A 23,519-nucleotide genomic window follows, 5' to 3' on the forward strand; every position below is an offset into this window, starting at 1 on the left:
AGTATAATAAGGCTTGATAATGAGTAAAGCGAAAAAACAACGTTCGTTATGAATTGTTTAAGTTCGGGGAAAAGATTTTTTTGATGTCATCTCATTTTCACCGATACCCGGTATACTCCATTGAGTTTTTAACAGGCATGTACCATGCAAAGGAAAGCAGTATGTCTCTTCGTTCACTGCGGGCGCTATGCCTGACAAGTTTTTTTATTGCAGATGTCCGCGATGGACTCGGCCCTTTTCTCGGTATTTTTCTGACCGAACGCCACTGGACCCCCGATGATATCGGCATATTGATGACGGCCGGAGGACTGGCGGGTTTACTGGCCACGTTGCCGGCGGGATTCATCACCGATACCTCGCGCAGTAAACGGTCTGTGCTGGCGCTGGTGTGCCTGCTCATCACCCTCAGTACGCTCCTGCTCTGGTTTAGCCAGCAGAGCGGCGTTGTTGCCGTTTCGCAAATTGTCAGCGGTATCTGTGCGGCGTTTGTGGGGCCGCTGATCGCCGGGATAACGCTTGGGCTGACCGGCCAGAGCGGGTTCAGTGCGCAGATGGGCAAAAATGAGGCATTTAATCATGCGGGTAACTTTATGACTGCCCTGATAGCTGGCGGTATCGCCTGGTACTGGGGCGTCGGCGGGATTTTCCTGCTGATGACCTGCACGACGCTGCTCACACTCTGCGCGCTGTTTGTCATTCGCAATAAGGATATTGATAACAAAGCCGCGCGGGGGTTGTCATCTTCAGTGAAGCAACCGGTTCCCGGTTTTGCAGTGTTGCTTAAAAAGCGAGCGCTTTTTGTTACCGGGCTGACGCTTCTGCTGTTCCATCTGGCGAACGCGGCACTGCTGCCAATGCTGAGTATGAGGGTTGCCGCAGCACCTGCCTCAATCAATCCCGGTTTGTTCGCGGCTGGCACCGTCATCATCTCTCAGGCCGTGATGATTCCCGTCGCCATCTGGGTTGCACACCGAACAGAGCGCTACGGTTACTGGCGCTTAATTATGCTGGCGCTGCTGGTTATGCCAGTACGCGCGGCGCTGGCGGCATCCACCGATGCGCCGTTAATGATGATCCCGGTACAAATTCTCGACGGACTGGCAGCCGGGATCCTGGGTGTCGCGGTACCGTCGTTTATTGTGGTGCTGTTGCGCGGGAGTGGTCACGTCAATGCCGGACAGAGTGTGGTGATGCTGATGCAGGGGATTGGGGCATCCATGAGTCCAGCGTTAACTGGCATGATTGCCGGTCATTACTCTTTTGCGACGGCATTCAGCGTACTGAGCGCGATTGCACTGATGGCCGTCCTGCTCTGGTGGCGCTTTGCTCATCGGTCATGGGAAACTGACCGCGCACCAGACAGCGTGTAGGTTTTTGGCCGGGCAGGGCGTCGCCCACCCGGCACAGGTGGTTTACACTATCGCGTTAGGGCAGTCTTCACCCTCTTCCAGCTGCTGCAAATTCCCCAGCGTGGTTTCCGAAATGCTGATCAACGCTTCGGCAGTCAGAAACGCCTGGTGTCCAGTGAACAGAACGTTATGGCATGCGGAAAGGCGACGGAAGACGTCGTCCTGAATCACATCATTAGACTTGTCTTCAAAGAACAGATCGCGTTCGTTTTCATACACGTCCATCCCCAGCGCACCAATTTTCTGCGTTTTTAGCGCTTCGATGGCGGCCTGAGAGTCAATCAACCCGCCGCGGCTGGTGTTGATGATCATCACGCCATCTTTCATCTGGTCAAATGCCGCCTGGTTGAGCAGGTGGTAGTTTTCCGGTGTCAGCGGGCAGTGCAGGGAGATCACGTCAGACTGTGATAACAGGGTCGACAGGTCAACATATTCGACGCCCAGTTCCAGCGCAGCAGCGCTTGGGTAGGGATCAAACGCCAGCAGACGCATGCCAAAACCTTTCAGAATACGCAGGGCAGCCACGCCAATTTTACCTGTTCCGATCACGCCAGCGGTTTTGCCATACATGGTAAAGCCAGTCAGCCCTTCTAGCGAGAAGTTGGCATCACGGGTACGCTGATAAGCGCGATGAATACGACGGTTCAGGGACATCATCATGCCAATAGCATGCTCTGCGACCGCTTCCGGAGAGTAAGCGGGGACGCGTACCACCTTCAGCCCTAACTCTTTCGCCGCGTCGAGATCCACATTGTTGAAGCCCGCGCAGCGCAGGGCGATGTATTTCACACCCTGTTTTTTCAACTCTTCCAGCACCGGACGACTACCGTCATCATTTACAAAAATGCAGACGCCTTCACAGCCGTGCGCCGTTTTAGCGGTTTTTTCGGACAGCAGAAAGTCGAAAAATTCAAGCTCAAACCCGTAAGCCTCGTTAACATGTTGCAGATACTTTTTGTCGTACTGCTTTGTGCTATATACCGCGAGTTTCATAAGACTTTCTCCAGTGATTTTGCATTCACGTTAGCATGATTAAAATTATCTTACAATTTATAAAATATTATTTAATTCAATAAGTTCTATCAATTATTCTAGAACATACACACACCCTAACTCCATGATATTCATATTCAACACTTCATTAAGTGGGCGTTTTACCTTGGGTATGCCTGTTAGTCCTAACGTAGGGGGCGATGATCGGAGCTTAAGTCACCAAAAGTGATTGTGTTTGTGTAAACGGTTTAACAAGGCATGAAAATGTGATGGCAGCTTATTTATCGTGAAGATCGATCAGGGACTCTAAGAGATGCGTATCGTTATGCGGCTGCAAAGCTTGGATACGGAAATAATGAAGCTGATATGGCCTATGGTGTCGTTGATATTTCATTATCGGCATACGGTGCGGGTAGGCGAGTTCTGACGCCCAGAGAGAAATCATGGAGTCTGTTTCGTAACATCGAATCCGATTATATTAGAGGCTGGCAAGAGGCCTCAAAAACCGCAATGGCTCTGGACTTGACCAGTGGAAGCGTTACGGGTTGGCAGATGTACCAGATTGCTAAAGAGAATTGATTATGTCGCAACAGTTTGAATTGTCATTGACCCCTCCCATTTGGCCCGCAATTTACTACTTTGCAGTATCTATTGCGATTTTCTTCTTATTGTACCTGGGCAAGTTAAAGGTGAATAAGTTACGCAAATACCCCCTCTTCATTGCATACTCATTGTTCGTGATAGCAATTGCAGCCATTCAGATTAACATTTTTGCTAACGGTCATGATTTTGTGAATGGTTTTTTACATATTGATTTTGACCCCTGGCGATATGACCTGGTGTATTGGGGATCCTTAGTTTTTGCCATGCTTTACCTGCTGGCGATGCCCCGGAACAGATATTAGCTTCGCAACTTCCTGTTTACACCTGAATTTATGCATAACCTGTTGAATATCAAATAGCTTCTTTAGATTACGCATAATAAAAATTCTACAGCATAACGCTAGAGCATCTATCCTTAAATTGTCGTTAACTTCAACTCAAGCGCGAAACATGCGACAATGATCGGCAATGTCGGCTTAATTCTTTCGCTAAATCAGGATATTAACTGCCCATGAAGGGTAAATACAAAGCCGCAATTGCGCTTTTACTGCTATTCATTCTCTTGCCGCTGACGCTGCTGATGACGCTCGCCCAGTGGGTTCCGACACTTGCCGGTATCTGGCTGCCTGTCGGGACACGTATCGCTTTTGAACAAAGCCCCAAAATCACCCGCCACGCGCTGGTCATTCCCGATGTTCGCTATCTGGTTGAAGACTGTGAGATCGCCCGGGTCGATAACGTGACGCTGTCACGTCCAAGCCGCTGGAAACTGGATATCGGTGCGCTTGAGCTTAATTCCGTGTGTTTCAACAAAATTCCTCAGTCTGCGCCATCAACGGTTGCCCCCAAAACGCTGGCCCAGTGGCAGGCGGTTTTGCCAAAGACCTGGATCACCGTTCATCGTCTGACGCTCTCGCCCTGGCAACAATGGCAAGGCGAGCTTCATGCCTCGCTGACGCCAGCCATCCAGGAGATAACCTATAAAGGCGAGCAGGTCAGTATTAAGGGGAAACTACGTGGACAGATGCTTTCAGTCAGCCAGTTCGATGTGCAGCTTCCCGATCAGCCTCAACCCATAAAACTGGTGGGCGAGTTCACTCTGCCGCTGGTTCCCGATGGCGTGCCAGTGAAAGGCCACGCGGTCGCGACCTTTAACGTGCCACAGCTTACCTCGCTGGTCGATGCCGATCTGGACTGGGAGGAAAATCAGGGGCAATTGCTGGTAATGGCGCGTGATAACCCCGATCCGCTACTTGATTTACCCTGGCAAATCACGGCACAACAGCTGAACATCAGTGACGGACGCTGGAACTGGAACCTTTCCGGTATGCCGATGAGTGGTCGCGTCGGTCTTCGTGTGGATAACTGGCAGCAGGGGCTGGAGAACGCCACCTTTACCGGACGCCTCAATGTCCTGACTCACGGTGATGCCGGGAAGGGTAACGCCGTGCTAAATCTTGGACCGGGCAGGCTCAGCCTGGAAAACAGCGACATGCCGCTTCATCTGAGCGGGGAGGCCAAACAGGACGACCTGGTGCTTTACGCCAAACTCCCGGCCAGACTAACCGGCGGTTTGAACGATCCTCAACTCGCCTTTGAGCCGGGAGCGTTACTGCGCTCGCGCGGTCGCATTATTGATTCGCTGGATATCGACGAAATCCGCTGGCCACTGGCAGGCGTCAAGCTCACGCCAAAAGGTGTCGATGGACGTTTACAGGCCATCCTGCGGGCGCATGAAAACGAGATGGGTGATTTCGAACTTCACCTGGATGGTCAGGCTAACGACTTTTTACCCGATAACGGTCTGTGGCAGTGGCGCTACTGGGGGAAAGGGGGTTTTACGCCGATGAATGCGCGCTGGGATGTCGCCGGGAAAGGCGAATGGCGTGACAAACTCATTGAGCTGACGGCGCTCTCTACCGGTTTTGACAAACTCCAGTACGGCACCATGGAGGTCAGCAAACCGCGTCTGGTATTGGATAATCCGGTGCGCTGGTACCGTGACCCCGATAAACCTTCCTTCAGCGGCGCGCTGTCGCTCAACGCAGGGCAAACCCGTTTCTCCGGCGGAAGCGCGTTACCGCCGTCGGTACTGACCTTTAGCGTCGACGGGACAGACCCAACGATTTTCCAGTTCAAGGGCGACCTCCATGCAGACAAAATTGGCCCGGTACAGGTGAATGGTCGGTGGGATGGTCAGCGTCTTCGCGGGCAGGCCTGGTGGCCAAAACAGTCGCTTACCGTATTTCAGCCGCTGATCCCGCCAGACTGGAAAATGACGCTGCGTGACGGGGAACTCTATGCGCAGGTCGCTTTCTCAGCGGCGGCCGATCAGGGTTTTGAAGCCGGTGGGCACGGCGTGCTGAAGTCTGGTAGTGTCTGGATGCCGGATAACCAGATCAATGGCGTCGATTTTGTGCTGCCATTTCGTTTCAGCGAAGGGACCTGGTCCCTGGGCACGCGCGGTCCGGTAACGTTGCGCATAGATGAAGTGGAAAACCTGGTCACCGCACGAAATATCACGGCGGATCTCCAGGGGGACTACCCCTGGACCGAGGAAAACCCACTCCTGCTCACCAACGTGAAGGTGGAAACCCTCGGCGGGAAAATCACCATGCAGCAACTGAGGATGCCGCAACACGATCCGGCCTTGCTGCGCGTAGACAATATCTCTTCCAGCGAACTGATTAGCGCCGTCAATCCGAAACAGTTTGCCATGTCAGGCCCGGTAAGCGGGGCGCTACCGTTCTGGCTGGACAATGAAAAATGGATCATCAAAGATGGCTGGCTCAGCAACCCAGGGCCCATGACGCTGCGTATCGACAAAGATACTGCTGATGCCATTGTGAACGATAATATGGTCGCGGGTGCCGCGATTAACTGGCTCCGCTATATGGAAATTTCGCGTTCGTGGACGAGAATCAATTTAGATAACCTGGGGCAATTAACCATGCAGGCCACCATCAAGGGGACCAGCCGTGTCGATGGCAAAAGCAGCACCGTCAACCTGAACTATACCCATGACGAGAATCTCTTTACCCTCTGGCGCAGCCTGCGTTTTGGAGACAACCTGCAAACCTGGTTTGAGCAGCACGCGGCGATACCCGGTCCCCGCAGTTCGACTGGCAAGGAAAGTGAGGAACAACAATGAAAAAGATGGCTGGTGTACTCACCGTTGCCGTTGCCGCGCTACTGAGTGGCTGTACGCCGCGCATTGAAGTCGCGGCACCGAAAGAGCCGATTACCATCAATATGAATGTCAAAATCGAACATGAGATCCACATTAAGGTCGATAAAGACGTTGAAACTCTGCTGAAATCGCGCAGCGATCTGTTCTGAGGACGCCATGAAACGATTAGCTCTGATTTTACTGGCACTGGGGATGAACGTGCAGGCGGCTGCGCTCACCTTAAATGATGCCCGGGCGCAGGGGCGTGTAGGGGAAACCCTGAGCGGGTATCTTGCCCCGATCCAACAGGATGCGGAAACGCTGGCGCTGGTTAACCGTATCAATGCCGCGCGCACGGAAAACTACCAGAAGCTGGCTGACAGCAATAATTTACCGGTCGATGAAGTGGCGAAAATGGCGGGACAAAAACTGGTTGCCCGTGCTCAACCCGGCGAGTATGTGAAGGGCATTAACGGAAAATGGCTGAAAAAATAGTTAGCGGTAGCGCTTGCGGTATTCACCTGGCGAGACGCCAAAACGCTGCTTAAACGCCGTGGAAAAATGGCTATGGTCGGTAAATCCCCAGCTGTAGCCAATCCCCGCCAGCTTTTCGTCATCACTGGTAGAGCGTAGCACCTGTGCGCACAGATCCAGACGACGGTTTTTAATGTACTGTGCCACCACCAGTCCTTTCTCGGCAAACATGCGGTAGAGGCTGCGCACGGACATACCGCTTTCGGCGGCAATCCATTCCGGGCGCAGAGATTCAGATTGAATATGCTCGTCAATCAGCGCCACCACATGCTGGAACTGACGTTCCTTACGCGGCTGAATTAACTCTCGCTGCTGAAAAGCGGGGCGCAACAGGCAGACCATCGCTTCGAGTGCTGCTTCACTTTCCCTGTCACTCAGATCAGCATTGTTCATACTTTCCATCAACAGACGATGACTCAGCTGTACTGTTGGCAACGAACGGGAAAGTGGGAGCGCGCAGCTGATCTCCTGAAACCGACACTGCTGTTCAATAATCTGACGGGGTACCAGAAGTGAAATCTGGCGGGATTTTTCCTGCCAGTTGATTGAGCAGGGACGTGATGCGTCAAGCAGCGTGATATCACCGGTTTTTAGCACAGAGCGCCGGTCATCCTGTTCAATTTCCGCGCTGCCTTCAAGCTGGAACACGGTATAGAACCAGGCATCATTACTCTGTGTGATCTCCAGGCGTGAGCGGAACAGGTTAACGCCGCCTGCGGTAACGGTACTGAGCTTCAGGCTGCGTGCGTAGCTGGTTTCCAGTTCCCCGAAGAATTTTCCCTCCAGAGGACGCGCGTTAAAGCGTCCGCAAACCTGGTTAATTTGCGCCAGCCACTGCTGATACTGTTCCTGCTCACTTGCACACGCCATCGTTTCTCTCACTGCGCCGTCAACGTTTTCGCATTGTTGCATTTGTGTTGCATTTTGTCAGAGCTATGAGGCTGACTATAGGAAAGAACACTCACCGGGAACAGCAATATAAGGCGGAATTATCACGATTTGCGGAGCCTGTCACAGGTGGCAAAGCGAATGTCACACAGACAAAAGCGAGAATGCGAAACCCCTCTTAGACTGGATTAACACCCGACGAATAATAACGAAGGAGTACCCTATGTCTGAATCACTGGTGGCAATCCAACCTGCTGTGCAGCAGTTTTTAGACCGACATCATGGCCTGTGGATTGAAGGGCGTCAGGCCGCGTCAGACAGTGAAAAGCGGCTGAATGTCTACAACCCGGCTACGGGCGAGGTGATTGCCTCGACTGCCGATGCCAGCGTTGACGATGTTGACCGGGCTGTGATGTCCGGTTGGCGTGCGTTTGTTGCCCGCAGTTGGGCCGGAAAATTACCGGCGGAACGCGAGCGGATCCTGCTCCATTTTGCCGATCTGGTTGAGCAACACAGTGAGGAGTTGGCTCAGCTTGAAACGCTGGAGCAGGGCAAATCCATTAACATTTCCCGCGCTTTTGAAGTTGGCTGCACCCTGAACTGGATGCGCTATACCGCAGGGTTGACCACCAAAATCGCGGGCAAAACGCTGGACCTCTCCATCCCATTGCCACAGGGGGCACGCTATCAGGCCTGGACGCGCAAAGAGCCCGTTGGCGTGGTAGCCGGAATTGTACCGTGGAACTTCCCGCTGATGATCGGGATGTGGAAAGTGATGCCTGCGCTGGCAGCGGGCTGTTCCATTGTGATTAAACCGTCAGAAACCACGCCGCTGACCATGCTGCGCGTGGCGGAACTGGCCAGCGAAGCGGGCATCCCGGATGGGGTGTTCAACGTGGTTACCGGGAGCGGTGCGGTGTGTGGCGCAGCGTTGACCTCGCATCCGCACATTGCGAAAGTGAGTTTTACCGGTTCAACGGCAACGGGTAAGCAAATTGCCCGCACAGCGGCGGACACGTTAACCGGGGTGACCCTGGAACTGGGCGGGAAAAACCCGGCCATCGTGCTGAAAGATGCCGACCCTGCATGGGTGATCGAAGGCCTGATGACTGGCAGCTTCCTGAACCAGGGACAGGTCTGTGCGGCGAGCTCCCGCATCTATATTGAAGCACCGCTGTTTGACACGCTGGTCAGCGGGTTTGAACAGGCGGTGAAATCACTGAGCGTCGGGCCGGGCATGTCGCCGGAAGCCTTTATTAACCCGCTGGTTTCGCGTGCGCATTGCGACAAAGTGCAGACTTTCCTCGATGAAGCGAAGTCCCGTCATGCGGAACTGATCACCGGTAACCGTGGCCCGGAAGGTAAAGGCTATTATGTTTCACCAACGCTGGTGGTGAACCCGGATGCCGCGCTGCGGCTCACCCGTGAAGAGGTCTTTGGCCCGGTGGTCAACCTGGTGCGAGTGGCCGATGGAGAAGAAGCCCTACAGCTGGCAAACGACACTGAGTATGGCCTGACGGCCAGCGTCTGGACGCAGAATATCAGCAAGGCGCTGGAATATACCGACAGGCTGCAGGCAGGCACTGTCTGGGTAAACAGCCATACCCTGATCGACGCCAACCTGCCGTTTGGCGGGATGAAACAGTCCGGCACCGGACGTGACTTTGGCCCGGAGTGGCTGGACGGTTGGTGCGAAACGAAGTCGGTGTGTGTGCGGTATTAAAAAACAAGCCGGGTGGCGGCTACGCCTCACCCGGCTTTATTATCGCGACCATCGATCCCGCCCGGCCTCTTTCGCCCGATACAACGCTGCATCAGCCCGGGCGATGATCTCAGGGCCAGCCAGACCATCTTCCATCCCCGCAATCCCCATACTGGCGGTGACAACCCCGCTAATCTTCGAGCCACTGTGCGGTATCGCGGCGGAATGCAGCTCTTCCTGAATGCGTAAAGCAACTTGTTCTGCCATGTTCTCAGGGCAGTCAAACAGGATCACCACAAACTCTTCACCACCGTAGCGAGAAACAACGTCGTGAGGTGTACGCACTGACTTTTTCAGCACCTGTGCCACCTGCGCCAGACAGTCGTCACCCGCCTGGTGGCCATAAGTGTCGTTGTAGAGTTTGAAATAATCGACATCCAGCATAATCAGTGAGAAGGCTTTTTTCTGATCAACCGCGTTTTCCAGCACGGTCTCCATCGCCCGGCGGTTTGCCGTCTGGGTTAACGCATCCAGATGCGCCAGCGCGTCCAGCCGCAGAATGAGTCGCTGATTCTGTTGGTTACGTCGCCAGGCTTCTTCAAACCAGCTCAGGAGGATAAAACGTCCGCAGATGAGGATCAGCGTAAAGACAGCCCAGAGCACTGCGAAGCGAATGTTAATTCCTTGATTGAGTATAAAACTGGATACAGGAAGCGCTATCCAGAGAGGGGACACAAAAGATAACAACCCGGACGGGTGAAAATAGAGCGCGGTCATTCCCGCCAGGATCAGAATAACGAAAATTGGCCATGCGTGCGGAATTTGCACGTCGCTTATGATCCAGTAGCCACACATCGACCAGAGGAGGCTACAGGTGAACAGCACCACGCTGATACCTGCGATACGCCGCCAGGCCATAATAATCAACGTTGATGAAAGGATAATGACGCCCAACATTGACGCATCAACCATCAGCGAAAGCTGTTTTGAGGTACCTGTCATGCCATCGATGTTTCCGAACAAAACGTTGCGCAGCAGGATCATCAGCGCAAAGCTCAGGTTCACAAAAGCCAGCCACGGCAGGTTCATTGCCAGGCCGTGGCGCACCATGGCCTGACGTGTTGGCCAGGTGGCTAGTTCGGGTGTGTAATTTTTTCTTTTTTCCATAAAGGTTGTTTACCCGTCCGGGGGCGTGAAGGTGAGATATCATTAACTATAAGCAGGCTGGATGAATCATCAAAATGAAAGGCAAAAAAAACCGGGCATTACGCCCGGGTGGTGATTATTTCTGTTCGTCTTTCTTCTTGCCAAGCGTCGGCGTCTCGTCGAAGAAGTTCCACGGTTTGAGCAGAGTATGTACCCATTCCGTCGGCATGATCGGCCACTCTTCCGCGCGGGCGACGTGGGTCGTCCCGGTGGTCATCCAGACGACATCATCCTGGTTGTTCAGCGACTCGTTATCTTTGCTGTATTGTCCCAGGCCCGTATCGTGGATTGAGCGGTTAGGGAATTTGCCTTCCGGGTAGAGTTCTTCCGGGTGATAACGGGTGACCCACAGCTGTTTATCCATAAAGCTCAGTCGGTGGTAAATCCACTCGTCCGGAGCAAATTTCGCGCCAGTCGCTACCGGGTGTGTACCGCCCGCGTACGGGATAATCTGGTACGAGACTGGGTTGCCCATGCGGTTCTCTTTGCTGGTATTGCTCAACAAGCGAATGGTGCCCGGGTCGAATTTCTGTGCCGCCTGCTGCTCGGTATCAATATCGTACTGATTGATCTGCATGGTACTGGTGCGCGGGCCACCTGCGGTATTCGGTTTCACTTCCGGATCCATCGCCACCAGTTTGTTGTTGATGCCATCCACATCCATATCAAGACGGAAGTTATAGATATGCTGGTGAGTGGTGCCCACGATGTTGTGATCGATAAGAGTGCCGTATTTGGTGTCGTCTTTGGCAGTGGCGTCATGCATGGTTTTCGCCTGTACACCTTTCACGGCTTCAATACCCGTCGCACCGGCATCAATCCCAATGGTGCCATTTTCATGGAATACCCAGTCGAAGATGTAATCGTAGTTACCGACAGTACTCACCCAACGCACCACCAGTTCACGACGCTCGGTGCTGACGTTTGGCTGTCCCATCTCCTGATGTTTGTATTCCGGCCCGGCGTAGCGTTCGAAAATGGCGATTGCGCGCGGGATCTCCATTGGTGCACCGGTGTAATCCGGGATCGTTTCATTGAGCATCACGGCGTTAGACGGCACGTCTTTACCCCGCACCAGCGGAGAGGTCAGGGTGCCCATGCCATAGTCGCCTGAATCCAGATAGGCTTTGAAATACCAGCCCACGTCCGGGTCGCCGTAAGGGACGATCATGCCACCTAAGGAGCCCTGATACATAACCTGGCGCTTTTTGCCGTTATCGTTGTACGTCACAGTCGAAATCATCGGGCCAACGCGGGAATCCAGGCTCAGGTGGAAATCCCAGTTCTGCCAGTGCACCATATCGCCGGTAATGGTGTAGTTCTTGCCTTCTGGCTCAACGATCTCGAGGGGCTTTTTCGGTGTTTCGATACGGTCACGGCCGTCATACGGACGCGGAGCCATGGGAACCGGAATAACAGCGCCTTCTTCAATTTTCTGAATTTTTTTCTTCTCAAGATCGACCACAGCCACCAGGTTCTCAATCGGGTGTGCCCAATAGTTGCCGTCACCGACGTCCAGGTAGCTGACCACTTTCAGCAGGCGATCTTCCTGCTTCAGGCCGTCTTTGCCGTCGAAATAGCCAACGGTCAGCGGCGTGGTAATCACTTTCTTCGTATCGGTGATACCGTGTTTTTTAAGCACCTCTGCAAACTCAGTGCTCTCGTTGATGATCTGCTGAACCGCGGTGAAGTCATCCAGCAGCACCATACCGTGTGCGTCTTTTACCGGTTCCCAGCTCAGGATCTTTTTGTCCTTCAGATCTACCCGGCTTTCGATGACGTGCTTCCCGTCGAGCATAACCACGTTCGCCTGGCGGGGAGAATCCACTGCCGTACCGTTAAGCACAAAGTCCCACACTTTGGTCTTATCTGGCTCAGCAAGGGCTATCTGGGTAAAACGGGTATTCGGTTTGAAATCCGCAGAGGTTTTGACGATCTCTACGGCTTGTTTGATTTCATCAGCCGTTAGCGCGTTTAACGGGTGAGGGCGTTTTTCAACCTGGAAGGTCTGGTCGAGGCCTGACTGGAAAACGTCGTTGATGAAGGTGTCAGAGATAAAGGCCTTTTTGCCTTTCATCACCACCGGTACCTGCAGCTTGAGGGTTTTACCGTTGACGATAGCGGTTTTCGCCCCCGGTTTGACCTTCACAAAGGCACCGTCTTTCGCAATCGTGAACATTTGTGCGTAATCATCCCACTGGACATCTGCGCCAAAGTCCTGCAGCGTTTTGTCCATCGGGACCATATGCGCCTCACTGCCGTGGGCGAAAACAGGGGATTGCCAGGCGCAACACAGCGCAACAGCCATAGCCAGTGCCGTTCTACGGGCAGAAAAAGAAGAATTGCTTCCCATCGTAGACCTCATCTTGTTGTGTTTATTGTGTGGTGACAGCCTTATCCTGACAGGCGCCTGAGAAAAGCGTTTGCCTGCATCTGCCAGATTATTTGTCAGTCTTGCCAGGTTAAAAAAAGACCGGGGTGGCATCACACCCCGGTCAACGTGCGAGAGAGGAAAGTGTCAGGCGTCACCCTGCTGGCGCGCCACCAGCGTCAGAATGGAGTAGAGCGCCACGGCCTGTTGATGCTGGTTAAAAATCTCAACGGCCCACTCCACCACGCCCGTCGGTTTTTCTTCGGCGGTGCGTTGTTTCTTCAGCGTTTTACGTTTGCAGGTCAGACGAACCTGAATGGTATCGCCCGGTTTAACCGGCTCGATAAAGCGCAGGTTTTCCATGCCGTAGTTGGCAATCACTGGCCCGACCCCCGCATCAACGAACAACCCCGCTGCGGCGGAAATCAGGAAATAACCGTGGACCACGCGTTCGCCAAAGATTGACTCTGCCGCGCCGATCTTGTCCATGTGCGCGTAGAAGTGGTCGCCGCTCAGGCAGGCAAAATTCACGATATCTGCTTCTGTGAGCGTACGACGCGGCGTCAGCAGGCTGTCGCCCGGCTGCAACTCCTCGAAGTATTTACGGAACGGATGAACGCGATCTTCCTGCACGTTAGCACCGCGTACCCACTGTTTGCCAATCGCAGCCAGCATGGATGGACTGCCCTGAATAGCGGTACGCTGCAGATAGTGTTTCACTGCGCGCAGACCGCCCAGCTCTTCACCGCCACCTGCACGACCCGGACCACCGTGAACGAGTTGAGGAAGCGGAGAACCGTGGCCGGTGGACTCTTTCGAAGACTCCTCATTGAGGACCTGAATACGTCCATGAGCGCGTGCCGCGCCGGCAATAAACTGACGGGCGGTTGCCAGATCCGCGGTGACCAGCGTCCCGGCCAGGCTTCCACCGCCTGCGCGGGCAAGCTGCATCGCGTGGTCTGCATTGCGATACGGCATCAGCGTCGCAACCGGGCCAAAGGCTTCAGTCGCGTGGACCGCCGGTGTTTCATCCGGCTGCGGACAGAACAGCAGGGTCGGCGGGAAGAAGGCGCCAGCAGCCTGCAAATCCGCTTTGCCCCCCAGACGGATCTCACAGCCTGCGGCAACCAGCTGATCCACTTTCTCCTGAACGTCTGCACGTTGTTCGCTGTTCACCAGCGCACCCATTTTCACCCCTTCCTGCGCCGGGTCACCCACTACGACTTTTTCAAGACGCGTAACCAGCGCCTGACTGACGGCATCGAGCTGGCTTTGCGGGACGATAATCCGGCGAATGGCCGTACATTTCTGTCCGGCTTTGGTGGTCATTTCACGGACGACTTCCCGAATGAACAGGGCAAATTCTGGCTGTTCCGGGGTGACGTCTTCCCCCAGCACGCAGCAGTTCAGTGAGTCAGCTTCCATGGTGAACGGAATGGAATTCGCCACAATATTCGGGTGCACACGCAGGCTTTGACCGGTACTGGCGGAGCCGGTAAACGTCACCACGTCCTGACTGTCCAGATGATTCAGCAGATCCCCTGCGCCACCGCAGATCAGACTGATGGCACCGTCCGGCACCAGGCCGCTGTCAATGATGGATTTCACCATCGCCTGGGTTACCTGCGCTGTGGCGGTAGCGGGTTTGATGATGGCAGGCATCCCGGCGAGCCAGGTGGGTGCCAGTTTTTCCAGCATGCCCCAGCACGGGAAGTTAAAAGCGTTGATATGGACCGCCACGCCTGATTTTGACGTCAGGACATGGCGTGCGGCAAAACCACCTTCCTTCGACAGAGGGATCAACTCATCCTCAGGCCACAATGTGTCATCCGGCAGTTCGCGGCTGCCCAGACTGGCATAGGTGAAGAGGGTACCGATACCGCCTTCAATATCCACCCAACTATCAGCCTTTGTCGCCCCGGTCTGGGCAGACAGGGCATAAAACGTCTCTTTCTGACTAAGCAGATGTTTCGCCACCGCCTTCAGCATGGCAGCGCGTTCGATAAAGGTCATTTTGTGAAGTGCTTCGCCGCCACGCTCAATGGCATAGCGACGGGCGGCCGCCATATCCAGCCCTTCGCTGGTCACGTTCCACAGCGCTTCGCCACTGATGGCGTGATGAATAGTGCGTTCGCGGCCCCGACCAGACTGCCAGGTACCGGACAAGAAGCTGGCTAACTGCTGCATTGCTTATCTCCAAATGTTACGAAAAATCACTATTAATAGTTTGATCGTGAATCATAAAAATCAAGCTGAGTTTTAATGAATTGTTAACATTGTGATCCAGTCTGATGAAGTGCAGTACGCAAACGTCTGGGCTGTCGGGTGTGCCGCAAAAGCCTTGCGAGCGACATCACAAAACAAGGAAACAATTCTTGGGATTATATTTAACCTTTGTGTAACTTTTAAAAAACAAAGTGATTCAACATTTCGCTTTGGATTGCAAACTAACGAATCATAAAGGTGATGACGTGACGCAAGAACAACGGTTTGAGCAGCGCATAGCGCAGGAGACGGCGATAGAGCCCCAGGACTGGATGCCTGAGGCCTACCGCAAGACGTTGATCCGCCAGATTGGTCAGCATGCGCACTCCGAAATTGTCGGCATGCTACCCGAAGGTAACTGGATCACCCGCGCACCGACGTTGCGTCGTAAAGCGATCCTGCTGGCGAAAGTACAGGACGAAGCCGGACACGGTTTGTACCTCTATAGCGCGGCAGAAACGCTGGGCTGCGCGCGGGAAGACATCTATCAGAAGATGCTTGACGGCAAAATGAAATACTCCTCCATCTTCAACTACCCAACCCTGAGTTGGGCCGACATTGGCGTGATCGGCTGGCTGGTGGACGGTGCTGCCATCGTTAACCAGGTGGCGCTTTGCCGTACCTCTTACGGGCCGTATGCCAGGGCAATGGTGAAAATCTGTAAAGAAGAGAGTTTCCATCAGCGTCAGGGCTTTGAAGCCTGTATGGCGCTGGCACAGGGAAGTGACGCTCAGCGTCAGATGCTGCAGGACGCCATCAACCGTTTCTGGTGGCCGGCGCTGATGATGTTTGGGCCGAACGATGACAACTCGCCGAACAGCGCCCGTAGCCTGGCCTGGAAAATCAAACGCTTCGGTAATGACGAACTTCGCCAGCGTTTTGTCGACAACACCATTCCTCAGGTGGAGATGCTGGGCATGACAGTGCCCGATCCCGACCTGCGTTTTGACGACGAGAGCGGTCACTACCGTTTCGGCGAGATCGACTGGCAGGAATTTGACGAGGTGATTAACGGGCGTGGCATCTGTAACCACGAACGTCTGGCCGCCAAACGCAAAGCCTGGGAAGAGGGGGCGTGGGTGCGTGAAGCTGCACTGGCGCACGCAGAAAAACAACATGCCCGCAAAGTGGCTTGAGAGGAATCACGATGAGCAATGTCTACTGGCCGCTGTACGAAGTCTTCGTACGTAGCAAACAAGGTTTGTCCCACCGTCACGTGGGAAGCCTGCATGCCGCCGACGATCGCATGGCGCTGGAAAATGCGCGTGATGCATACACCCGCCGCAGCGAAGGGTGCTCCATCTGGGTGGTCAAGGCGAGCGAGATTATCGCTTCGCAACCGGAAGAGAGCGGTGAGTTCTTCGACCCGGCGGAAAGCAAGGTCTACCGCCACCCGACGTTTTACACCATCCCTGATGGCATCGAGCACATGTGAGGTTGGGGATGAAAACAGTCACTGCATATGCCCTGCGTCTGGGCGACAACGGTCTGGTGCTTTCGCAGCGTCTCGGTGCCTGGTGTGGTCACGCGCCGGAGCTGGAGATCGACCTCGCGCTGGCCAATATTGGTCTCGACCTGCTGGGTCAGGCGCGCAATTTCCTGACCTATGCCGCGGAGCTGGAAGGTCAGGGCGATGAAGACACGCTGGCATTTGGGCGTGATGAGCGTCAGTTCCGCAATTTACTGCTGGTGGAGCAGCCGAACGGCAACTTCGCCGACACGATTGCCCGTCAGTACCTGATGGATGCCTGGAATGTGTCGCTGTATGAACGTCTGGCGCACAGCAGCGACAGTCAGCTTGCTGCCATTGCCGCAAAAGCCATTAAAGAGGTGCGCTATCACCTGCGCTTTAGCCGCGGCTGGCTGGTGCGTCTGGGCGATGGCACCGAAACCTCCGCGCAAAAAATGCAGCAGGCCATCGACAACCTGTGGCGTTTTACGGCGGAGCTGTTTGACGCCGATGACGTTGAGCTGGAACTGATTGCCACCGGCGTAGCTATTGACCCGCGCACCTTGCGCCAGGCGTGGGAAAGCGAAGTGTTTACCGGCCTGGCAGAAGCCAACCTGAAGGTACCCGACGAAGTGGCGTATCGCACCGGGGGCAAGAAAGGGTTACATACCGAACATCTGGGCCCGATGCTGGCGGAAATGCAATATCTCCAGCGCGTGTACCCGGGTCAACAGTGGTAATAGCGGAGGTCATGATGCAGCGTTTTGCTGAGATTGCACCTGCGGAGATCCCGCAGATCTGGTCGCTGTTAAGTCAGATCCCGGACCCGGAAGTGCCCGTGTTAACCATCACCGATCTGGGCATGGTGCGCAGCGTCGCACCGCAAGGTGAAGGCTGGGTCATTGGTTTCACGCCGACCTACTCAGGTTGCCCGGCGACGGAACACCTGCTGGGTGCTATCCGCGAAACGATGGCCGCACACGGGTTTACGCCGGTTCATATTGTGCTCCAGCTTGAACCCGCCTGGACCACCGACTGGATGACTGCTGATGCCCGCGAGCGTCTGCGTGAATATGGCATCAGCCCGCCGGTCGGCCACAGCTGCCATGCCCATGTGCCCGCAGAGGTGACGTGTCCGCGCTGTGCGAGCACCGATACCTCACTTATCAGTGAATTTGGTTCAACGGCCTGCAAAGCGCTCTATCGCTGCAACACCTGCCGTGAGCCTTTCGACTATTTCAAATGTATTTGAGGCTGCCATGACAACGTTTCATTCATTAACAGTGGCAAAAGTGGAACCCGAAACCCGTGATGCGGTAACGATCACCTTCGCGGTGCCGCAGGAATTACAGGACGCGTACCGCTTCCGTCCGGGTCAGCACCTGACCCTGAAAACGAAACTGGGCGGGGATGAACTGCGCCGCTGTTACTCCATCTGCCGGAGTAGCGCACCGGGTGAGATCAGCGTGGCGGTCAAAGCCATCGAGGGCGGACGATTTTCCCGCTATGCCCGGGATGAGATTAAACAGGGTATGGCGCTGGAGGTGATGGTTCCTCAGGGCCAGTTTGGCTACCAGCCGCAGGCGGAACGTGAAGGACACTATCTGGCGATTGCCGCAGGCTCCGGGATCACCCCGATGCTGGCGATTTTATCCGCAACGCTTGCCACCGAACCGAACAGTCATTTCACCCTGATTTACGGCAACCGCAGCAGCCAGAGCATGATGTTCCGCCAGGCGCTGGCGGACCTGAAAGACAAATACCCGCAGCGGCTGCAGCTGGTTTCCATCTTCAGCCAGGAGCGTCTGGACAGCGATCTTCTCCATGGTCGTATTGACGGGGAAAAACTGCAGGCGCTGGCGAAAACACTGATCAACTTCCGCCAGTACGACGAAGCGTTTATCTGCGGTCCGTCGGCGATGATGGATGATGCCGAAAGCACATTAAAAGCGCTGGGGATGCCGGAAAAAGCCATCCATCTGGAACGTTTTAATACGCCAGGCTCTGCGGCTAAACGCACGGTTAGCGTGCAGGCAGAGGGGCAGAAAGTCACCGTTCGTCAGGACGGCCGTGACCGTGAAATCACCCTGACGGCGGACGATGAAAGTATTCTTGATGCCGCCCTGCGCCAGGGGGCGGATCTGCCGTATGCCTGTAAAGGCGGCGTGTGCGCCACCTGTAAATGTAAAGTGCTGCGCGGCAAAGTGGACATGGTGACCAACTACAGCCTGGAGCCGGACGAGCTGGCCGCCGGGTATGTGCTGAGCTGTCAGTCGCTGCCGTTAACCGCTGACGTGATCGTCGATTTCGACGCAAAGGGGATGGCATGAGCGAACTGATTGTCACCCGCCATGGCCGCGTGTTGCAGTTGACACTGAACCGACCGGCGGCACGCAATGCTCTCAATAATGCGCTGCTGACGCAGATTGCGGAGCAGCTTGAAGCGGCGGCCTGCGATAGCGACATTTCTGCCTGCGTTATTTATGGCAACGAGCGCTGCTTCGCGGCCGGGGCAGATCTCAATGAAATGGCAGAGAAAGACTTACCGGCCACGTTGAACGATATCCGTCCCCAGTTGTGGAAGCGGATAGATGCATTTAACAAACCGTTGATCGCCGCCGTGAACGGTTTCGCGCTGGGAGCTGGATGTGAACTGGCACTGCTCTGCGACGTGGTGATTGCCGGGGATAACGCGCGTTTCGGTCTGCCGGAAATCACCCTCGGGATTATGCCTGGCGCGGGCGGCACGCAGCGTCTCATTCGCAGCGTGGGTAAATCCCTCGCCAGCAAAATGGTGCTGACCGGAGAAAGTCTCTCCGCACAACAGGCGCTGAGTGCTGGTCTGGTCAGCGATGTCTTCCCGGCCACCCTGACGCTGGAGTATGCCCTGAAGCAGGCGGCATTGATGGCGCGTCATTCGCCGCTGGCATTGCAGGCCGCGAAACAGGCGCTGCGTCAGTCTCAGGAAGTACCACTGCAGGCAGGGCTGGCACAGGAACGTCAGCTTTTTACGCTGCTTTCCGCGACCGAAGACCGCCGGGAAGGTATCAACGCCTTCTTACAGAAACGTACCCCCGATTTTAAAGGACGCTAATTGTGGAATTTATTCTGAGTAACGTAGAGCAGGGCGTGATGACCATTACGCTGAACCGTCCGGAGCGTCTGAACAGCTTTAACGACGTGATGCATCAGCAGCTTTCGGAGTGCCTGAAACAGGCAGAGCGTGATGACACCATCCGCTGTCTGTTGATCACTGGGGCAGGACGCGGTTTCTGTGCCGGTCAGGATCTGAATGACCGCAATGTCGACCCCAACGGCCCGGCGCCGGATCTGGGCATGTCCGTTGAGACGTTTTACAACCCGCTGGTGCGCCGCCTGGCAAAACTGCCGAAGCCAGTCATTTGTGCAGTCAACGGCGTGGCCGCTGGTGCCGGGGCGACGCTGGCGCTCGGGTGCGACATGGTCATAGCGGCGCGTTCCGCCAACTTTGTGATGGCCTTCAGTAAGCTCGGGTTAGTCCCGGACTGCGGTGGCACCTGGTTGCTGCCGCGCGTTGCCGGACGCGCTCGCGCCATGGGGCTGGCGCTGCTGGGGGACAAACTCAGCGCCGAACAAGCGCAGGCCTGGGGGATGATCTGGCAGGTGGTGGACGACGAGCAGCTTTCCGCCACGGCACAACAGATGGCGCTGCATTTTGCCTCACAGCCGACGTTTGGTCTGGGGCTGATCAAGCAGGCCATCAACGCGGCGGAAACCAACACCCTGGATGCGCAACTTGATCTCGAGCGCGACTATCAACGCCTGGCCGGGCGCAGCGATGACTACCGCGAAGGCGTCAGCGCCTTCCTGGCAAAGCGCACGCCGAACTTTACGGGGAAATAAGATGTTGAACATACGTACTGTCGCCGTGATTGGCAGCGGCACGATGGGGGCCGGAATTGCCGAAGTTGCGGCCAGCCATGGGCACCCTGTTCTGATCTACGACATCTCCGCAGATGCGATCTCGCGCGCCATTGACGGCATTCGCCAGCGTCTGGCTTCCCGGGTGACGCGAGGAAAACTCTCCGCAGATGCCGGCAGCCAGATCCTTGCCAGACTGCTTCCGGTGACCGATATCGAGGCACTCTCGGCGGCAGATCTGGTGATTGAAGCGGCTTCTGAGCGTCTGGAGGTGAAAAAGGCGCTGTTTGCACAGTTGGCCGCGATCTGCCCGGCACAGACGGTGCTGACCAGTAACACCTCGTCTATTTCAGTTACCGCGATTGCGGCCGACGTGCACCATCCGGAGCGCGTGGCGGGGCTGCATTTCTTTAACCCGGCACCGGTGATGAAGCTGGTAGAAGTGGTCAGCGGGCTGGCGACCTCTCCGGAAGTGGCTGATGCGCTGTGTGAGCTGGCGCTGAACTGGGGTAAACAACCCGTTCGCTGTCAATCAACGCCGGGGTTCATCGTGAACCGCGTTGCGCGTCCGTTTTACTCTGAAGCCTGGCGTGCACTGGAAGAACAGGTGGCCGCGCCGGAGGTGATTGACGCCGCACTGCGCGAAGGTGGCGGTTTTCCGATGGGGCCGCTGGAACTCACTGACTTGATTGGTCAGGACGTTAACTTCGCCGTGACCTGCTCAGTCTTTAATGCCTTCTGGCAGGAGCGCCGTTTTCTGCCTTCTCTGGTCCAGCAGGAGCTGGTACTGGCGGGGCGACTCGGTAAAAAAAGCGGAAAGGGCGTTTACGACTGGCAAGGGGATAAACCCGACGTGCAGTGGGCCGAGGTTGTGGATGACAGTTATCGTCCGATGCACATGGAGAAAAGAAGTGACGGTGTCACGGAAATTGACGGTGTGCATCTGATGGAAACGCAGGGTGAAACCGCTCAGGCGCTGGCGTTGCGTCTTAACTGTCCGGTGGTGATGGTTGACCGTATTGAGCGCGATGTGGCGGTGATTGCGGCGGCAGCCAGCAACCCGCAGACCGCGACGCTGAAAGCCATCTGGTACCTGCAACAGCAGGGCAAACGGGTAATACAAATTGCCGATTATCCGGGAATGCTGATCTGGCGCACGCTGGCAATGATCGCCAACGAAGCGCTGGATGCCCTGCAAAAAGGGGTGGCCAGCGAGAAGGATATTGATACCGCCATGCGCCTCGGCGTGAACTACCCGAGCGGTCCGATTGCCTGGGGGGAGCGTCTGGGCTGGCAACGTCTGCTGACGCTACTGGAGAACCTGCAACGTCATTACGGCGAAGAACGTTATCGTCCCTGTTCACTGCTGCGCCAGCGTGCGCTTCTGGAGAGTAGCTATGAGTCATAACGCCTGGCATAACGCCCGCACGATGTACGAACGGGATGCCTGCGCGCAGGCGCTGGGAATCGACATCATTGAAATGGACGAAGGTTATGCGGTGGTGACGATGACCATCACCCCACAGATGCTTAACGGCCACAAAACCTGTCACGGTGGACAACTTTTCTCGCTGGCGGACACCGCCTTTGCTTACGCCTGCAACAGCCAGGGGCTGGCGGCGGTCGCCTCCGGTTGCTCGATTGATTTTCTGCGTCCGGGCTTTGCCGGGGATACGCTGACCGCCACCGCGCGGGTAAAGCATCAGGGCAAACTCACCGGCGTGTATGACATTGAAATTCAGAATCAACAACAGAAAACCGTCGCCCTTTTTCGCGGAAAATCGCACCGCATTGGCGGCAGTGTGACAGGAGAAGCCTGATGCGTGATGCATTTATTTGTGATGGCGTACGAACCCCGGTGGGGCGTTACGGCGGCGCACTTTCCGCTGTTCGCGCTGACGATCTGGGGGCAGTTCCGCTGCGTGCGCTGCTGGCACGTTACCCGCAGCTCGATCTGGAGCGGATTGATGATGTGATCCTCGGTTGCGCCAACCAGGCGGGGGAAGACAATCGCAACGTGGCGCGCATGTCGGCCTTGCTGGCGGGATTGCCGCAGACGGTATCCGGAACCACCATTAACCGCCTGTGCGGTTCGGGGCTGGACGCAATTGGCTTTGCAGCCCGCGCTATTAAAGCAGGCGATGGCGATCTCTTGCTGGCGGGCGGCGTGGAGTCCATGTCCCGCGCGCCGTTTGTGATGGGGAAAGCCACTGCCGCGTTTCAGCGTCAGGCGGAGATTTTCGATACCACTATCGGCTGGCGTTTTGTGAATCCGCTCATGCATCAGCACTTCGGAACTGACAGTATGCCGGAAACGGCAGAGAATGTAGCTGAATTGTTAAATATCAGCCGTGCCGATCAGGACGCTTTTGCGCTGCGCAGTCAGCAGCGAACCGCCGGGGCGCAGAAGAACGGTATTCTGGCACAGGAGATTGTGCCGGTGCTGGTGCCGGGTAAAAAAGGCGCGGTAACGGAATTTAGCGTGGATGAACATCCACGAGCGGATACGACACTTGAACAACTTGCCGGGCTGAAAACACCGTTTCGTAAAAATGGGGTGGTTACGGCGGGGAATGCCTCTGGCGTGAATGACGGCGCAGCGGCGCTGATCATCGCCAGTGAACAGATGGCGCTCGCGCAGGGATTAGTCCCGCGTACGCGTATTGTGGCGATGGCGACGGCAGGCGTGGAGCCGCGTCTGATGGGCTTAGGCCCGGTGCCTGCCACCCGCAAAGTGCTGGAGCGAGCCGGACTCAGTATCAACGATATGGACGTCATCGAGCTTAACGAAGCTTTTGCTTCGCAGGCACTGGGTGTGCTGCGTCAGTTAGGGTTACCCGATGATGCCGCTCACGTGAACCCAAACGGGGGAGCCATCGCGATAGGCCACCCGCTGGGGATGAGTGGTGCCAGACTGGCGCTGGCTGCAAGCAATGAATTGCATCGACGCAACGGGCGCTATGCGCTGTGTACGATGTGCATCGGTGTGGGTCAGGGCATTGCCATGATCCTTGAGCGTGTTTGAGCGA

General features: G+C 55.6%; 22 protein-coding genes. 17 read left to right on the forward strand and 5 right to left on the reverse strand.

Features of this window, described 5'->3' with window-relative positions:
* Nucleotides 1-161: 161 nt before the first annotated feature.
* Entirely contained in the window at nucleotides 162-1,370 is a 1,209-nt protein-coding gene (locus tag V6E55_RS06695) for an MFS transporter (RefSeq protein ID WP_316942422.1), read from the forward strand.
* Between the two features lie 42 nt (nucleotides 1,371-1,412).
* Here V6E55_RS06695 and V6E55_RS06700 read toward each other — a convergent pair whose 3' ends face one another.
* Nucleotides 1,413-2,402: a 2-hydroxyacid dehydrogenase gene (locus V6E55_RS06700; protein ID WP_114977370.1), complete on the reverse strand. Its 990-nt coding sequence runs from the start codon at nucleotides 2,400-2,402 to the stop codon at nucleotides 1,413-1,415.
* A 279-nt stretch (nucleotides 2,403-2,681) separates the two neighbouring features.
* Here V6E55_RS06700 and V6E55_RS06705 point away from each other — a divergent pair, with 279 nt between their 5' ends.
* The 5 genes from V6E55_RS06705 to V6E55_RS06725 all read left to right on the forward strand — a co-directional run bounded on the left by V6E55_RS06705 (nucleotide 2,682) and on the right by V6E55_RS06725 (nucleotide 6,669).
* Entirely contained in the window at nucleotides 2,682-2,981 is a 300-nt protein-coding gene (locus V6E55_RS06705) for a DUF4225 domain-containing protein (RefSeq protein WP_316942512.1), read from the forward strand.
* A gap of 2 nt (nucleotides 2,982-2,983) precedes the next feature.
* Nucleotides 2,984-3,307, forward strand: coding sequence for a hypothetical protein (locus tag V6E55_RS06710; protein WP_114977368.1), 324 nt, complete (start codon nucleotides 2,984-2,986; stop codon nucleotides 3,305-3,307).
* Nucleotides 3,308-3,516: 209 nt separating this feature from the next.
* A complete protein-coding gene (locus V6E55_RS06715) occupies nucleotides 3,517-6,156 on the forward strand; it encodes a YdbH family protein (RefSeq protein WP_316942423.1) in 2,640 nt (879 codons plus the stop codon).
* Nucleotides 6,153-6,344, forward strand: a complete 192-nt coding sequence (locus V6E55_RS06720) for a YnbE family lipoprotein (RefSeq protein ID WP_114977366.1) — start codon at nucleotides 6,153-6,155, stop codon at nucleotides 6,342-6,344. The genes V6E55_RS06715 and V6E55_RS06720 overlap by 4 nt, the downstream gene beginning before the upstream one ends.
* A gap of 7 nt (nucleotides 6,345-6,351) precedes the next feature.
* Nucleotides 6,352-6,669 carry a YdbL family protein gene (locus V6E55_RS06725; RefSeq protein WP_028017556.1) on the forward strand — a complete coding sequence of 106 codons (318 nt, stop codon included), beginning with the start codon at nucleotides 6,352-6,354 and terminating at the stop codon, nucleotides 6,667-6,669.
* On the opposite strand, the gene feaR is transcribed toward V6E55_RS06725, so the two are convergent.
* Nucleotides 6,670-7,578: a transcriptional regulator FeaR gene (feaR, locus tag V6E55_RS06730; RefSeq protein WP_316942513.1), complete on the reverse strand. Its 909-nt coding sequence runs from the start codon at nucleotides 7,576-7,578 to the stop codon at nucleotides 6,670-6,672. It lies immediately after the preceding gene.
* A 241-nt stretch (nucleotides 7,579-7,819) separates the two neighbouring features.
* On the opposite strand from feaR, the gene V6E55_RS06735 reads away from it, so the two are divergent.
* Nucleotides 7,820-9,319, forward strand: coding sequence for an aldehyde dehydrogenase family protein (locus V6E55_RS06735; protein ID WP_316942424.1), 1,500 nt, complete (start codon nucleotides 7,820-7,822; stop codon nucleotides 9,317-9,319).
* A 39-nt stretch (nucleotides 9,320-9,358) separates the two neighbouring features.
* On the opposite strand, the gene V6E55_RS06740 is transcribed toward V6E55_RS06735, so the two are convergent.
* The 3 genes from V6E55_RS06740 to paaZ form a co-directional block, all read right to left on the reverse strand.
* Nucleotides 9,359-10,465 carry a GGDEF domain-containing protein gene (locus V6E55_RS06740; protein WP_129995908.1) on the reverse strand — a complete coding sequence of 369 codons (1,107 nt, stop codon included), beginning with the start codon at nucleotides 10,463-10,465 and terminating at the stop codon, nucleotides 9,359-9,361.
* 115 nt (nucleotides 10,466-10,580) lie between these two features.
* Nucleotides 10,581-12,857 (reverse strand): primary-amine oxidase, encoded by a 2,277-nt coding sequence (gene tynA, locus V6E55_RS06745; protein WP_316942425.1) that lies wholly within the window; start codon nucleotides 12,855-12,857, stop codon nucleotides 10,581-10,583.
* 165 nt (nucleotides 12,858-13,022) lie between these two features.
* On the reverse strand, nucleotides 13,023-15,062 hold the full coding sequence (gene paaZ, locus V6E55_RS06750) for a phenylacetic acid degradation bifunctional protein PaaZ (RefSeq protein WP_316942426.1): 2,040 nt from the start codon (nucleotides 15,060-15,062) through the stop codon (nucleotides 13,023-13,025).
* 284 nt (nucleotides 15,063-15,346) lie between these two features.
* Here paaZ and paaA point away from each other — a divergent pair, with 284 nt between their 5' ends.
* The 10 genes from paaA to pcaF are packed head-to-tail and all read left to right on the forward strand — an operon-like array spanning nucleotide 15,347 to nucleotide 23,515.
* Nucleotides 15,347-16,276 carry a 1,2-phenylacetyl-CoA epoxidase subunit PaaA gene (gene paaA / locus V6E55_RS06755; protein WP_236920748.1) on the forward strand — a complete coding sequence of 310 codons (930 nt, stop codon included), beginning with the start codon at nucleotides 15,347-15,349 and terminating at the stop codon, nucleotides 16,274-16,276.
* 11 nt (nucleotides 16,277-16,287) lie between these two features.
* Nucleotides 16,288-16,575, forward strand: a complete 288-nt coding sequence (paaB, locus tag V6E55_RS06760) for a 1,2-phenylacetyl-CoA epoxidase subunit PaaB (protein WP_006175064.1) — start codon at nucleotides 16,288-16,290, stop codon at nucleotides 16,573-16,575.
* Nucleotides 16,576-16,583: 8 nt separating this feature from the next.
* Complete coding sequence (gene paaC, locus V6E55_RS06765; protein WP_316942427.1) at nucleotides 16,584-17,330, forward strand: 1,2-phenylacetyl-CoA epoxidase subunit PaaC; 747 nt, start codon at nucleotides 16,584-16,586, stop codon at nucleotides 17,328-17,330.
* Nucleotides 17,331-17,344: 14 nt separating this feature from the next.
* Nucleotides 17,345-17,842, forward strand: coding sequence for a 1,2-phenylacetyl-CoA epoxidase subunit PaaD (gene paaD / locus V6E55_RS06770; RefSeq protein WP_316942514.1), 498 nt, complete (start codon nucleotides 17,345-17,347; stop codon nucleotides 17,840-17,842).
* Nucleotides 17,843-17,849: 7 nt separating this feature from the next.
* Entirely contained in the window at nucleotides 17,850-18,920 is a 1,071-nt protein-coding gene (gene paaE / locus V6E55_RS06775; protein ID WP_114977359.1) for a 1,2-phenylacetyl-CoA epoxidase subunit PaaE, read from the forward strand.
* The gene (paaF, locus tag V6E55_RS06780) at nucleotides 18,917-19,684 is read left to right on the forward strand and encodes a 2,3-dehydroadipyl-CoA hydratase PaaF (RefSeq protein ID WP_316942428.1); all 768 of its coding nucleotides are present in this window, start codon (nucleotides 18,917-18,919) and stop codon (nucleotides 19,682-19,684) included. Before paaE ends, paaF begins: the two co-directional genes overlap by 4 nt.
* Nucleotides 19,684-20,472, forward strand: coding sequence for a 2-(1,2-epoxy-1,2-dihydrophenyl)acetyl-CoA isomerase PaaG (gene paaG, locus V6E55_RS06785; protein ID WP_114977357.1), 789 nt, complete (start codon nucleotides 19,684-19,686; stop codon nucleotides 20,470-20,472). The genes paaF and paaG overlap by 1 nt, the downstream gene beginning before the upstream one ends.
* Nucleotide 20,473: 1 nt before the next feature.
* On the forward strand, nucleotides 20,474-21,898 hold the full coding sequence (gene paaH / locus V6E55_RS06790; protein WP_316942429.1) for a 3-hydroxyacyl-CoA dehydrogenase PaaH: 1,425 nt from the start codon (nucleotides 20,474-20,476) through the stop codon (nucleotides 21,896-21,898).
* On the forward strand, nucleotides 21,888-22,310 hold the full coding sequence (gene paaI / locus V6E55_RS06795; RefSeq protein ID WP_129995899.1) for a hydroxyphenylacetyl-CoA thioesterase PaaI: 423 nt from the start codon (nucleotides 21,888-21,890) through the stop codon (nucleotides 22,308-22,310). Before paaH ends, paaI begins: the two co-directional genes overlap by 11 nt.
* Complete coding sequence (gene pcaF, locus V6E55_RS06800) at nucleotides 22,310-23,515, forward strand: 3-oxoadipyl-CoA thiolase (protein WP_114977354.1); 1,206 nt, start codon at nucleotides 22,310-22,312, stop codon at nucleotides 23,513-23,515. Before paaI ends, pcaF begins: the two co-directional genes overlap by 1 nt.
* The last annotated feature ends 4 nt before the right edge of the window (nucleotides 23,516-23,519 follow it).

The sequence above is a fragment of the Enterobacter sp. 342 genome (genome assembly GCF_036663495.1).
GTDB lineage: Bacteria > Pseudomonadota > Gammaproteobacteria > Enterobacterales > Enterobacteriaceae > Enterobacter.